At 62.3% G+C, this 13,487-nt stretch carries 11 protein-coding genes and 1 tRNA gene; 7 read left to right on the top strand and 5 right to left on the bottom strand.

All coding sequences use genetic code 11. The features are described from left to right. Positions 1-23 precede the first annotated feature (23 nt). The 3 genes from OVA24_RS21190 to OVA24_RS21180 all read right to left on the bottom strand — a co-directional run bounded on the left by OVA24_RS21190 (position 24) and on the right by OVA24_RS21180 (position 2,769). Complete coding sequence (locus OVA24_RS21190; protein ID WP_267672217.1) at positions 24-494, bottom strand: PepSY domain-containing protein; 471 nt, start codon at positions 492-494, stop codon at positions 24-26. Positions 495-592: 98 nt separating this feature from the next. Next, positions 593-1,768 (bottom strand): hypothetical protein, encoded by a 1,176-nt coding sequence (locus OVA24_RS21185; protein ID WP_267672215.1) that lies wholly within the window; start codon positions 1,766-1,768, stop codon positions 593-595. A 110-nt stretch (positions 1,769-1,878) separates the two neighbouring features. Continuing rightward, positions 1,879-2,769 carry an AraC family transcriptional regulator gene (locus OVA24_RS21180; RefSeq protein WP_267672213.1) on the bottom strand — a complete coding sequence of 297 codons (891 nt, stop codon included), beginning with the start codon at positions 2,767-2,769 and terminating at the stop codon, positions 1,879-1,881. Positions 2,770-2,894: 125 nt separating this feature from the next. Here OVA24_RS21180 and OVA24_RS21175 point away from each other — a divergent pair, with 125 nt between their 5' ends. The 3 genes from OVA24_RS21175 (at position 2,895) to OVA24_RS21165 (ending at position 5,548) form a co-directional block, all read left to right on the top strand. Then, on the top strand, positions 2,895-3,656 hold the full coding sequence (locus tag OVA24_RS21175) for an SDR family NAD(P)-dependent oxidoreductase (protein ID WP_267672210.1): 762 nt from the start codon (positions 2,895-2,897) through the stop codon (positions 3,654-3,656). A 51-nt stretch (positions 3,657-3,707) separates the two neighbouring features. After that, complete coding sequence (locus tag OVA24_RS21170; protein WP_267672208.1) at positions 3,708-4,445, top strand: SDR family oxidoreductase; 738 nt, start codon at positions 3,708-3,710, stop codon at positions 4,443-4,445. Between the two features lie 167 nt (positions 4,446-4,612). Further along, positions 4,613-5,548 carry an SRPBCC family protein gene (locus OVA24_RS21165; RefSeq protein WP_267672207.1) on the top strand — a complete coding sequence of 312 codons (936 nt, stop codon included), beginning with the start codon at positions 4,613-4,615 and terminating at the stop codon, positions 5,546-5,548. A gap of 51 nt (positions 5,549-5,599) precedes the next feature. Here the strand turns inward: OVA24_RS21165 and OVA24_RS21160 are convergent, their stop codons facing one another. Then, positions 5,600-6,124 carry a hypothetical protein gene (locus OVA24_RS21160; protein WP_267672206.1) on the bottom strand — a complete coding sequence of 175 codons (525 nt, stop codon included), beginning with the start codon at positions 6,122-6,124 and terminating at the stop codon, positions 5,600-5,602. A 329-nt stretch (positions 6,125-6,453) separates the two neighbouring features. On the opposite strand from OVA24_RS21160, the gene OVA24_RS21155 reads away from it, so the two are divergent. From OVA24_RS21155 to OVA24_RS21140, 4 genes are all read left to right on the top strand, one after another. Further along, complete coding sequence (locus tag OVA24_RS21155) at positions 6,454-7,353, top strand: hypothetical protein (RefSeq protein ID WP_267672204.1); 900 nt, start codon at positions 6,454-6,456, stop codon at positions 7,351-7,353. Positions 7,354-7,723: 370 nt separating this feature from the next. Further along, a complete protein-coding gene (locus tag OVA24_RS21150) occupies positions 7,724-8,530 on the top strand; it encodes a 3-ketoacyl-ACP reductase (RefSeq protein ID WP_267672201.1) in 807 nt (268 codons plus the stop codon). A gap of 125 nt (positions 8,531-8,655) precedes the next feature. Beyond that, positions 8,656-10,035, top strand: a complete 1,380-nt coding sequence (locus OVA24_RS21145) for a glycosyl hydrolase (RefSeq protein WP_267672200.1) — start codon at positions 8,656-8,658, stop codon at positions 10,033-10,035. A 101-nt stretch (positions 10,036-10,136) separates the two neighbouring features. Further along, a tRNA-Arg gene (locus OVA24_RS21140) sits at positions 10,137-10,211 on the top strand. 410 nt (positions 10,212-10,621) lie between these two features. Here OVA24_RS21140 and OVA24_RS21135 read toward each other — a convergent pair. Beyond that, on the bottom strand, positions 10,622-13,162 hold the full coding sequence (locus OVA24_RS21135; RefSeq protein ID WP_267672198.1) for a phosphocholine-specific phospholipase C: 2,541 nt from the start codon (positions 13,160-13,162) through the stop codon (positions 10,622-10,624). Positions 13,163-13,487 lie beyond the last annotated feature (325 nt).

The raw sequence follows: 13,487 nt of genomic DNA, 5'->3' as shown, positions 1-13,487 counted from the left end.
CTCCGGCGGGGTTCGAAGGGTGATCAATCGTCGTCGCGGGTTTCCCGGATGATCTTCCCATCGGCTGCCACCACCACATCCAGATCATGGTCGTTCTCGCGGTCGATCTCGGCATGGTAGGTCACCTGGCCGTCCACCTCCACGCGGTCGATGTCATCGACCTTTCCGCCGAAGCTCCGCAGGGCGTCCGTCACGGCGGAAGGAGTGTCCTTCACATTGATGTCCTCGATGAGCTTCAGCATCCCGCCGTCCTCCGCGATGTGGAGCTCCAGGTCGTTGTCATCATCGCGGCCGGGAAGATCAATCTCCGCCACGTAGATGCTGCGGTTGCCGTAGTGTTTCCTCTCGATGTCATCCAGCTTTCCGCTGCGGAGGTTTTTCTGGATCATGTCCTGCACGGCGGGTGGGCACTGGTTGAGGGAGATGTCATCATCCGCGGAGGAAAAGGCGGAGAGGGAAAGGGCGATGAGGCTGTGAATCAGGATTGTTTTCATAGGTTCGGGTCGGTGTTGGTTGTTTCGTTACCGATGCCAGACCCTGGACCACGAACATGATGGGAAGATGAGGGGATGGAATTTTTCATCCCCCCGCTTCAGTTCCCCGCATCCGCCTGGCGTTTCCTTTCGATGGCACGCATTTCTCCACCCACCCCGGTACGCCAGCTTTCCTTCTCGATCCTGGCATACCAATCCAGTGCTTCCTGATACCTGCCGAGCGCCCTGCAGGCCCGCATAAAGGCGACGGCGGAGCTGTCCGCGTCCGTCTGGTTGCTGTTGCGGTGGTACCATGTCTCGGCAGCACGGAAGTCCATGGTAAGCCATTTTTCCAACGCCACGTAGCCCTTGCCCCGTGCCGGGGTGCCCATGACCAATGTCATGTCGAGCGTGCGCTCCGGATCCTGGATGGTCATGGCACGGATGACCTCGGCATCCGTCCCTTTCAGGCTATCCTGGCCCTGACGGAAAGTTGGATCCACCCGTGACAGCGCGTCCCAGTAGGCGAAGCCATCCTTGGAAGGATCCTGCTTGAGCATTTTCCCGACGTCTTCATAGACCAGCACTCCGCTGTTGACCTGCGCCGCGGCCAGATTCAGCAAATCCTGCCTTACCCCTTTTCCAAGTTCCGGGTGTCCGGGATCATACGCATTCGCCGTCATCCTCTGGAAGGTTTGCCGGAGGGCGGCCCGCTCATCCGGGCTGCGGATCGCGAATTCGGAGAGGTCCAGCCGGGAGAACTCTTCCGGCGCGAGGCGGTTCCAGTAGCCGGACAGTCCCATCGCACGGTCTTTCTTTTCCAGGCCATCCAGCAGTTGCATCAGCTCCGCCTTTGGCAGCGCGGCATCATGGAAGAAACCCTGCAGGGATGCCTCACGGACCATTCCCGGTTCCCCATCGATCAGTTCCCACGCTTCTCGTGAATAGCCGGCCTTGCAGAGCAGGGCGATGGTTTCGCGGGTCTTCGCCGCAAGCGTCTCCAGATTTTTCTCCTCCAGACGCAGCCGCGCCAGCGCTTTCCCTGCTTCGGCGGGGGTGATGATGGTGTCTGATGCGGGTGCGGTTCCCTGTCTGTTGCTGCCGGACGGACGGGGACTTCTCCGCTGCTCCGTCATGGTCCGTCTTTCGATGCCACCGGGGCGGCCCGCCCCTTTGATATCCGACACATCTTCCCGTTCCTCTCCGTTGGCCGCCTGTGTAGAGGAATTCCGCCCCGCCAGATATGCGCCGATACCAATCAACGCGGCGAGAATGAGCGGAATCGACTTCTTCATCTCCCTCAAGATAAGGAAATCTTCCGAGGGGAGACAAGATTCAAAGACTGGTCATTGATAGCCCGCGATGATGAAGCGGCTCTCGCGGGGACTTCTCCACGCGGACCTTCTTACAGCCGGATCATCGCCGAGCGCATTTCCTCCGCGACGGCGGCGGGGGTGTTGCCGAAGTAGCGTTTGAACTCGCGGCTGAACTGGGAGGCACTTTCGTAGCCCACCTCCCGCGCGGCGGTGCTGGCGGTGAAACCATCATGCGCCATGAGCATGCGCGCCTTCTGCAGGCGGATGTTCTTCAGATACTGCAGGGGAGGGGAGGACGTGACGGCCTTGAAATGGCTGTGGAAGGTGGAGACGCTCATGCCCGCATCCGCCGCCAGGGTGGAGATGTCCACGGCCTTCGCGTAGTCCGCGTGCATGCGGGAAAGGGCGCGGCGGATCTGGCCGAAGTGGCTGTGGGGAGTGGCCAGCGCACGCAGGGTGCCGCTGCGCTCCCGCAGCAACGCACGGTAGATGACCTCCCGGATGATCTGCGGGCCGAGCACGCGCATGTCATCGTCATTCCGCAGGCAGAGCAACAGGCGCAGCACGGTGTCCGAAAGTTCCCCATCGAGCGGGTAAGAGCGCAGTGCGAGCGTCTGCGGCTCCGTGACCGGCGGCAGGTTGCGGATCTCCATGACCAGCTCCGCGACGATGGCGGGGTTCACGCTGATGGCCACACCCAGCATCGGCTCCTCCACGGAGCCTTCCGTATCGCACTCGAATGGCAGGGGCAGGGACAGCACCAGGTAGTTTCCCGGACCGTAGTTGAAGGTCTGTCCGCCGATGTGGCCGCGCTTCATTCCCTGCGCGATGATGACGATGCCGGGCTCATAGGTCACCGGCACGCGCGGCCAGTTCTCCGTGGAGCGCATCAGCCGAACGCCGGGGAGAGGGGACGGGCGCACACCTTCCTCCGAGGTGAGTTCTTCCAGCAGCGAAGTAAGCGTTGGTTTCTTGTTCATGGAGGAATAGACAAGGATCGGGGTGGATTTGGCAACAGGGATCTATCGGGTGATAGAATCAGGCAATCATTCGGGAGGTGTGGGTATTGTGGATGGGGCATCTTCTGTGGCACCGTGTTCCCGTCATGAAACTGAACGCAAAGATCGCACTCATCACCGGTGGCAGCCGCGGGCTGGGCCGGGCAACCGCCCTGCAACTGGCGGACCACGGAGCCGACGTGATCCTCACCTACCGCAGTGGAAAGGACGAAGCGGAGGCTGTCGTGGAGGAGATCCGTGGCACGGGACGGAAAGCCGCCGCGCTGTTCCTGGACACCGGCATTTCCTCATCCTTCCCCGCCTTCGCGGAAGCGGCCGCCACCGCCCTGAGGGAAACCTGGGGTCGGGAGAGCTTCGACTTCCTGCTCAACAACGCGGGCATGGATGTGCGCGGCCCGTTGGCGGAGATGTCCGAGGAGGACTTCGACCGCCTGTTCAACGTCCACTTCAAGGGCGTCTACTTCCTCACCCAGACGCTGCTGCCGTTGTTGGCGGACGGTGGCCGCATCGTCAACACCTCCACGGGGCTGGCCCGCTTCACCCTGCCCGGCTACTCCGCCTACGCGGCGATGAAAGGTGCGGTGGAGGTCTACACCCGCTACCTGGCGAAGGAACTGGGGCCGCGTGGCATTACGGCGAACACAGTAGCTCCCGGCCCCGCGGAGACGGATTTCACCAGCGCCTCCCTCGGGAATCCCGCCATCCGCGGCGCCATCGTCTCTCAGACCGCGCTCGGGCGGACCGCGCAGCCGGATGACATCGCGGGCGTGTCCGTCTTCCTCTGCTCCGACGAAGGCCGCTGGGTCAATGCCCAGCGTATCGAGGCCTCCGGCGGCCTCTTTATCTGACACTTCGTCTCTTCCTGAAAACTGAACACTGAAAACCAGAAACTTGATCCCATGAATACCACCACCGAATCCAAAATCATCCTCATCACCGGAGCCAGCAGCGGCATCGGCGAAGCCACCGCCCGCCACCTCGCCGCGCTGGGCCACACCGTCGTCCTCGGCGCACGCCGGGTGGACCGTCTGGAAAAGCTCGCCGGGGAGATCCGCGGTGCGGGAGGACAGGTTGAAATCAAATCGCTCGATGTCACCAGCCTTGAGGACACGCAGGCCTTCGCGGACTTCGCGTTGGACAAGTTCGGGCGCATCGACGTCATCATCAACAACGCGGGTGTCATGCCGCTTTCCCCGCTGCATGAGCTGAAGGTCGCGGAGTGGAACCAGATGATCGACGTGAACATCCGCGGCGTGCTCCATGGCATCGCCGCCGTGCTGCCGCACATGCAGTCCCGCCGGTCCGGCCAGGTCATCAATGTGTCATCCATCGGCGGCTTCCAGGTATGGCCGACGTGTGCGGTTTATTCCGGCACGAAGTTCGCCGTGCGCGCCATTTCCGAAGGCCTGCGCCTGGAGAACAAGGACGTGCGCGTGACCATCATCTCCCCCGGCGTCGTGGAGTCCGAGCTGGCCCACACCATCTCGGATCCGGACACCAAGAAGATGATCGACGACTTCCGCGCCGTGGCCCTCACCCCGGACGCCATCGCCCGCGGCATTGCCTACGCCATCGGGCAACCGGCGGATGTGGATGTGAATGAGATCATCATCCGTCCTACCGCAGGCGGGCAGTGAGGTGGGGTAGCGAAAATCGTGAGACCTTCGGTGGGGGAGATGGCATCCATCAGATACGCTGTCCAGGGATGGGCGGAGTGCCCCCGCCGAATCTCCCATAAGATCCGCTGCTCCATCACCCCATCTCTTCCTTGACCCATCCGGGGGATCCACACTCATGATGCCGCATGAGTGTTGATCCCGGAGAGGGTGCCGATCTTTCCCATGAGGAAAAGCCGTATGGTTGCACCACCCACTACCTGATCCGTAGTAGCCCTGCGCGGTGCTGGGAATACTGGACGGAAGACGCCCGCCTTGCCGGATGGCTGGCCACCCGCGCCACCGTCGAATGCCGGGCGGGCGGTGACTTCCTCATCAGTTCCAAGCTGCCCCTCCAGTCCGGCAGGCACCGGGTGGAGGAGGTGCGGGAACATTCCTTCCTCTCCCTCACCTGGTTCATCAACGGGTACCCCACCCGCCTGGATGTAGGGTTCGCGCCCCACGACGACGGCGTCATGCTCTCTGTCAGCCAACAGGCCGGGCATGATGCTCCTTCAGGGGCTTATTTCGGCTATGACCCGGAAGGCATGAGTTTCCAGAAGCAATCGTGGGATTACGCCATCAGCCGCCTGCGCGGGCTGCTGGAGGACGGGGACGCGGGGCCGGGGATTCCGGAGCATGATGTCGATGACGAGATCAATTTCTCCATCCGGATCGCCGCATCACCGCAGGCTGTTTTCTCCGCGCTCACGGATGTGGCGGAACTGCGGAAGTGGGAGCGGATGAGTGGGGAGGACGCTGTGATCGAGAACCACACCGGAGGACGATATTCATTCGGCTGGGAAATGGAGGAGGAAGGCGGAGATGGTCCCGGGCGGATCGAGGAATATGTGGAGGGCAGCCGGTTGGTTTATTCCTGGTTCGGAGAGTCTTCATCCACGGTCAGTTGGAAAATGGAGGAGGAAGGGGAGGGCGGGACCCGCCTCGACTTCAGGCACGCGAAGATGCCCTTCAGTTCCTACGCCGTGTGGGAATACAAGCTCGGCTGGTCCGCTTCGCTGTTCGCGCTGAAATGGTATCTGGAGCGCGGGGAGCAGGCCGGTGCGTGGATGGGGGAGATGTAGCGAAGTTCGTGAGACCTTCGGCGGGGAAGATGGCGTCCTCACCTCATATTCTTACCAGAAAAGACGATATTCATAACTGATTCCTCTCTTCTTGTCGATGATGAGGCAGGCGTGCGGTGAAACCTTCAGATGGATATAATCCTCCGCTGGGGCGTGCTCCTGAAGTGCCAGTTCGTGCGGGATCTTTCTCCCCATGTATGAGATCCACCATCGCTCGGCGGGGAGCCCTGCCCGCCACTCCCCGGCGGCGCTTTGTGACGAAGCGATGACGCTTTTCATCTTCTCGATCTGGTCGGTAGGAAAGCAGAGGATTTTCAACGTCTCTCCATCTCCGGTCATGCCGCCAGTGGTATCGATGTCTACGATGCGGGTGACAGGATGCGGGTAGCCTGCCGCAGCCAGTTTGCCTGTTTCCGTTGCGGTCGGGATGCGGTCGGTGAGTTCATCGGGTGGGGGGAATCGAATGAATAGCGCAACGATGATGGCACCATAGGACAGGATGACGACCAATACCACCAGGGCCACGATGCGGAGTAACCATTTGAATCCGGTAGCGGCTGGGGGAGTATCACGCATGTGATGTCATCCTATCACGGCTGCGATGGCTCACTGCAATCCAAAGTCTGGGGCAGCGGGGACTGAGGCCTCGCTCCATCCCCATGGAATCTCTCGCGAGGTCCGCTATCCCCGACTCCTATCCTTGACGTATCTCCGCCGGTCTGTTAGCCGTATCTCCATCTTACCCCGCACCATCATGCGTGTCCCGAGTTCCAGGCCCTGATCCCGATGCCGCCTTCCTTTCCTGAAGGCGGGTCATCAGTGCACATGCCGCCGCTCCTTTCGCGGTGGCTTCCATGGAACCAGAAAAACAAGACGGGCTGATCATGCCCGCGACGCGAGATCGCATGAAACAAGACGAAGCCGAAGAGCTTCTGTCCCTCCTGCCCGGGGGACGCACGCTCTTCACCTATGGCAAGGACGGCTACGCCATCTCCCTCCTCCGGATGGGAATGGAACGCGCCTGCCATGAGGAACTGAAAAAGACATCACTGGGCAGACTGTTCGAAAAGCCACAGATCAGGACATGGCTCGGATCGCTCGGAAAGAAAGCAATCACGCCGGGGGATCTGGACATGCTCTGGCCGCAGGAGACGGAAACATACCGCCTTACCGCCGGTTTGTACGGAGGCTGGTCGCAGACAACCCGCAAGGGCAACCGTGCATGGAACATCGTGCTCCAGCTCAATCTCAACAGCCATGACGTGGAGTGGATGAACCGCATCCAGCCCGAGCGGGACCGCGATCCCTTTGAACGGAGGTTCCATCCCATCCACCGGGGGCTTCACCGTACGCTCGCCTGGGCGCGCATCGACCTGGACTGGAGCACGGGTGAGGCGCTCATCGAGGAAATCCAGAATGACCGTCTGCGCGAGGTACGCTGGGACGTGGACCGCATCCTTTCGCAGCAGCTCACCACCGTCAGGGTGCGCGGTGTGGAGATCGATGCTGCACTGGTGCTCCGCTACTGGAATGAGCGGCTCAGGCTTTCCCGCCAGTTCTGGGATGAGGCGATGCTCTGCGCGGCCATCCGCTTCATCGTGGAGGAACTGGGCATCCGCCGGATCTGGTATCACAGCCCGGTCAGCGGAGCGCGGTTGAAGAACGTGAAGGACGCTCCGGTATCCCTCTACACGGACCTGCCGCGGCGGTTCTGCTTCGAGAAAACGGCGGAGCTGCCGAAGTTCGTCCGCAGACCGAAGCGCCGCCACCGCCCCGGACTGTGGATGCACCGGCTGTGCCTGTGACTCCGGCAGGGTCCTCTGGCTTCAGCTCGGAGAAGTGTTTCATCAAGCTACGCATCTCCAGACCAAAGTGCCGGGATCGGGACACGGGGGGCTTCTTATAAGCCCCCCTGTGTCCCTTTCCCTTTTCCCTGGGGACAAATCCGTCCTGTCCCGGAAATGTCCCGTTTGTCCATTTCCGTGTAAGTTGTTGGATAGGAGATGAGTGCGCGACGCCATCCTCGGGATTGTCATGTCCCTTTGCTGTCCCGATGCTCCGCAACCGGGTTCTTGACCTCTGGAACGGGACAGGGATGAAATGTCCCTTTTCGGATGCCAAAGCTCCCGATGTCTTTTTATTGCATCCAACAAAATTCACTTCTACCCTTCTGTCATGCCTGAGGAAAATTCATCCGCCCCCACCGCCCTTGTGACCGGATCCAGCCGCGGCCTTGGCCGTGGCATCGCCATTGAACTGGCGAAGGCCGGGTTCGATGTGGCCATCCACTATGCCGGCAACAAGTTCGCTGCGCAGGAGACGGCGGAGGCTTGCCAGAACATCTCGCCGCGTGCGGATGCGCAGTTCCCCGTGCTGGGTGCGGACCTCGGCAAGAACATGGACCGCCGCTCGTTGGTTCGTCTGGCCATCCGCCTGCTGGGCAAGCTGGACGTCTTCGTCTCCAACGCGGGCATCGCCCCGCCGGAGCGGAAGGACATTTCCGAAGCCTCCGAGGACAGCTTCGACAAGCTCATCGAGGTGAATCTGAAGGCCCCCTACTTCCTCGCGCAGGATGTGGCGAACCATTGGCTGGAGCGCGGCGCCGCCGACTGCCCGGTGCCCGGCGGCTACAAGATGGTCTTCGTCTCCTCCATTTCCGCCACGGCGGCCTCGCTGAACCGGGGCGAGTATTGCGTGTCGAAGGCGGGCCTCGCCATGGCGTCAAAGCTGTGGGCGCTGCGCCTCGCGGAGATCGCCCAGGTCATCGAGCTTCGCCCCGGCATCATGGCCACGGACATGACCTCCGGCGTGAAGGAGAAGTACGACGCCATCATCGACAGCGGCTCCACCGTCCCCGCGAAGCGCTGGGGCAACCCGGAGGATGTCGGCCGCGCCGTCCGTTCCTTCGCCGCCGGAGACTGGCCTTTCACCACCGGGGACGCCATCTACCTCGACGGTGGCTTCCACATCGAAAAGCTCTGAAAAGAAATTCAAACCGCAGATGAACGCAGATGGACACAGATAAAGCGAACAGCCTGCCTCCCTTTTCTCATCCGTGTTCATCCGCGTCCATCCGTGGTTGATCCAAATCTTCTATCCACAGACCCATGCTCAACATCGACCAAAATCTCACCGCCGCCGACCTGCAACCGGCGATCGACAAGCTCTGGCAGTATTCCGATGCGAAGATCCGCCGGATCGACGCCGAATATGATACAGCCAAAGGTTCGCCCGTATTCACCGCCGCCGGGAAATACACCACGCGCGGCTGGACGGAATGGACGCAGGGGTTCGTCTTCGGCTCCGCGTTGCTCCAGTTCGACGCGACGGGTGACGAATGGCATCTCGACTACGCGCGGAAAAACACCGTCGAGCTGATGGCCCCGCACGTCAGCCACTTCGGCGTGCATGACCATGGATTCAACAACGTCTCCACCTACGGCAACCTGCTGCGCCTCATCAAGGAAGGCCGCATCCCGCAGGACAAGTGGGAGCGGGAGTTCAACATCCTGGCGCTGAAGCTTTCCGGCGCGTCCCAGGCCCGCCGCTTCACCCCGACCTCCGACGGCGGCGGATACCTCTACTCCTTCAACGGCCCGCACTCCCTGTTCGTGGACACCATCCGTTCCTGCCGCGCGCTCGCCTGCTCATGGCTGCTCGGCCACAAGGCCATGGACGAGGGTGACAAGGAAACCGACCTGCTGGAGCGCCTCATCTTCCACTGCAAGGCCACCGCGAAATACTCCGTCTTCTACGGTGAGGGCCGGGACGTCTATGATGTGTGGGGCCGCGCCGCGCACGAGGCCGTCTTCAACACCAACGATGGCAACTTCCGCTGCCCGAACTCCCAGCAGGGCTACACCGGTTTCACCACCTGGACCCGCGGCCTCGCCTGGGCCATGGTCGGCTTCGCGGAACAGCTCGAGTTCCTCGCCCTCGTTCCGGATGACGCGCTGGCACCTTTCGGCGGCCGCACTGCCGTGGTCGCCATCTTCGAGAAGGCCGCCCGCGCAACCTGCGATTTCTTCATCGCGAACACCCCCGTCGATGGCGTGCCCTACTGGGACACCGGCGCTCCCGGGCTCGTCCACCTCGGCGACTACCTCGACCGCGTTTCCCAGCCGGACAACGACCACGAGCCGATCGACTCCTCCGCCGCCGCCATCGGCGCACAAGGTCTGCTCCGCCTCGGCCGCTGGCTCGGCACCGGATCGGAGGACGGCGCGAAGTATTGGCAGGCCGGACTCACCACCGCCCGCTCCCTGTTCGCGGACCCGTACCTTTCCTCGGACGAAAGCCATCACGGCCTGCTGCTCCACAGCGTCTACCACCGCCCGAACGGCTGGGACTATATCCCGGAAGGGAAGAAAGTCCCCTTCGGTGAGTCCTCACAGTGGGGCGACTACCACGCGCGGGAACTGGCGCTGTGCATCAGCCGCTGGGCGAAGGACGGCGACTACCACTTCTACGACGGCTGCGTGAAGTGACGCCCCTGTGATCTGCAGGAGAAGGGAGGCGGGAAATTTCGCCACCCTTCTCCTTGCCAAGAGGGGAGCGGGCCGCTAAATCTCCCCGCCTCCGCGAGAAAGGTCCCGTAGTCCAATGGATAGGACGATGGTCTCCGAAGCCGTAGGTGGTGGTTCGATTCCACCCGGGACCACCACTCGAACACACCGGCCTGAGTGCCTGGTGAAGCTGATTTCCATTCCGGCGTGAGATCGGAGAATTGATGACGGAATCCAGCGCTGCCGGCCCTTTCCTGTCCTGCTGCCCCATTTCCAATCCAGAGCTGATCGGGCAAAAAAAACGGTCCGGATGATCATCCCCGAGGAAAAACCCAATAACCTCGAAGCATCTCAGCCGGACCGTCTTGTCTTGCGACGAGGGAAACATGGCAGAACCAGGGCCGCTTGGCGATTGGAAAGTAGCGGAAGGATTCCAATGAGCCCGCACTCTTCTTCTTCTTCGGGGTGTTGACGAGGATCACCGTGCGGACTCCACCGTCGTAGCGGGTGATGCGGTGGAGTTCATCCGCGGCGAAGGAACGCCTGACCGGCCCCACCGGGGCCGGGGTCAGTTCCGGCGGGTGGAAGGTTCTGTTCCTGGCTCTTCCTGAAGGACGGTCTTCGTCGCGCCGCGGCCGATCAACGGATCGGTGGTGCCGGCCTTGCCCGTCTCCACCCGCCCCGCCCAGCGCCGTGAGAATGGCCCGTGGCCCGCGATGTGGAGCGTGAAATCATACCACCCGGAGCTGTCGGCGAGATCCAGCGGAAGGGTGGCGTGCCCACCCGCAGGGATGGCGAGGGCGACGGCGGGCCTTCCATAGGAAACGTCCTCCACGGAGCAGGCGAGATCCCCGGAGGACTGCCGGTTCGCCACCGCCAGCCGGATGGCGGGACCCTGCGGCACGTAGTCCGGCAGCACCAGTATGGGCGGGTCACCGGCGGTCCCGCGGAATTCGCGGTAAAAGCCGTTCGGCCCATAGACCCGCAGATGATACACCCCGTTTTCGAACGAAGCCACCGGCCACGAGTATCGCACCTCCCGCCCCGCCTCGACGGCGAACGACCACCGCCGTGCCGCTTCATGGATCACGGCGTCTTCCTCCACCCCCGGATCCCGGTCGGTCCGGGAGGAAAGGAAGTTTCCCGGTGCATACACCTGGAATGGCGCACCCGCCGAGCGTTCTCCGGTTCGGAAAATGATGCTGAAGGTGGTGCCGTCCTTTGAGAGCCAGCCGTCGGCATGCAGCTCGTATGGCAATGCGAGTGATGTCCGGGTGCCGGGTTCCTGGCGGGGTAGGAGAGGGGAACCGGCGGGATCCTGCCGGATCTCCGAGATTTCCTCCGGAGTGAGGCTCCTGAACCCCGCCGGGGCATCCTTGAACCGCGCATTGTGGATGGCTCCGACAAAGGTGTCGCGTTCCAGCGGGAGCGGGTTTTTCGCCGGCCCGGCACCCGCTGGTTGGAAGGTGGAGGTGAGATCTCCGCAGATCGTCCTGCGCCACGCGCTGATGTTCGTTTCAACGATGGGCTGCGGGGTCCTGCCCTTCAGGAGCACTTCCAGAAACCGAAGGACCGAAGTGTGGTCGAAGACCTGCGAACAGACATTCCCGCCCCGGCTCCACGGTGAGGCGATGACCATCGGCACGCGGTAACCGAGGCCGATGGGATGGCCCAGTTCATCGAACTCCCCGGTGGTGTCCAGGTCTCCGGAGACAGCGCCGCTCCCCGCATCCGCCGGGTGGGGAGGGACGAAGGGGGGGACGTGGTCGTAGTAACCGTCGTTCTCGTCGTAGGTCAGGATGAGGATGGTTTTCCGCCACACTTCCGGATCGCGGGTGAGGATGTCCAGCACCTCGGAGACATACCACGCCCCGTACCACGGTGCGCTCGGGTGGTCGGAGAAATTCGCCGGCGCCACGAGCCATGAAACGGCAGGGAGCTTCCCTTGGTCCACATCCTGGCGGAACTGGTGGAGCACATCCCCGGCGGGAACCTCCATCCGCCTCTCCATGCCGTCGTCCTGGTAGACCAGTGTTTCCAGCCGGCGGTGGTCCGGATCCCCCGTGTTGGTGGAGAAGGCCTTCCGGTGGAGGCTGCGTTCCCATTCGGGCAGCTTGAGGAAATTTTCCGGCGAGCAACGCCCGATCTCCGTTTCGAGAGCGGTGAGGGCCTCCTTCGCTGAATAGAGGTCCATGTTTTCCTCTGGAATCTGGTCTCCTGCCTCCAGCCTGCGGATCGTCATTTCGAGCGCGGCCCGCCGGTCCTGCAGGTGGGAGAGGTGGGCGGGGTGGAACTCCACATGGTACTGGGTGAAGTATTCCATCGGGTTGTCGCCGAAGTTCTCCAGCCATGCGCTTTCCCCGGGGCCCAGACCAGTGGGCATCGTGATCTCGTTCTGGTAGATCTTCCATGAAACACCGTTTGCCTCCAGCCGCTCGGGGAAGGTCGGCCAGTCCGCCGGGGAATCCAGATCGACCTGCTGGTTGCGCAGGACGACGGGTGCCGACGGATCGCGCGGGTCACGGTTCGTCCCGGTCCAGAGGAAAAGGCGGTTGGGCGTCGTGCAGGTCTGCGCGGAGCAGAAGTGTTGGTCGCAGATGGTGAACGCGTCCGCAAAGGCATGGTAGAAGGGAATGTCACGGCGTTCATAGTGGCCGAGTGTGAGTGGCATCTCCGCGTAGTCCTTGGTCCCGGAGTGCATCACCTTCAGCCACTGGTCATGCCTGCCCTTGTTGCCTGCGGCGATTTCGGAGCCGCGGTCATGGGGCAGGTCGCCCATCCATGTCGCCTTCGTCCCGTGGATGTTCAGTCCGAAGGGGGCGAACGTCCTGCCTGCCGCATCCGTTTGCAGCCATACCGGGTTTCCGCCGGGCGTGGTGATCGCCCGCGGATCATCGAATCCCCGGACGCCGGACAGCGTTCCGAAGGCATGATCGAACGAGCGGTTCTCCTGCATCAGGATCACGACATGCTCCGCATCCATGAAAGTGGAACCGTCCTTCGGCCCGATCTCGAGTGCCCTGAGCAGCGAAGGGGGGATGGCGGCGATGGTACCGAGGCTGCCGGAGAGCAATGCCGCCCTTTGGATGAAGTCGCGCCGTGATTGCATGATGGGTTCAAGGGAAAATGGCGCAAATGATAAGCTCCAGAACGCCGGGATGTTTCAATCTACGGAGAAATGGCCTCATCGTCTTCGCTGTCCGGGATGGACGGCTTCCGGGGGGAGCGTCGCGGGATTTCCGCACGTGCAGCGGCCATCGGAACGTGAATCCGGGTTTATCTGAGGAATTCCCTGTTTTTTTGGTGCTAATGTTAGGGTTTGGACGGATTCTGCCACCACTTTGCCACCCGTCGTCCTCCTGCGCTCGCTTCTTTTCTGGCCGTTCATCATCGTCCTCTTTCACGTTGTGGCATTGGCGGGGTGCCTGATGGCC

Origin of the sequence: Luteolibacter sp. SL250, assembly GCF_026625605.1 — a bacterium.
Lineage (GTDB): Bacteria > Verrucomicrobiota > Verrucomicrobiia > Verrucomicrobiales > Akkermansiaceae > Luteolibacter.
Note: the sequence above shows the minus strand (reverse complement) of the source record. Positions and strands in the feature narration are given on the sequence as shown.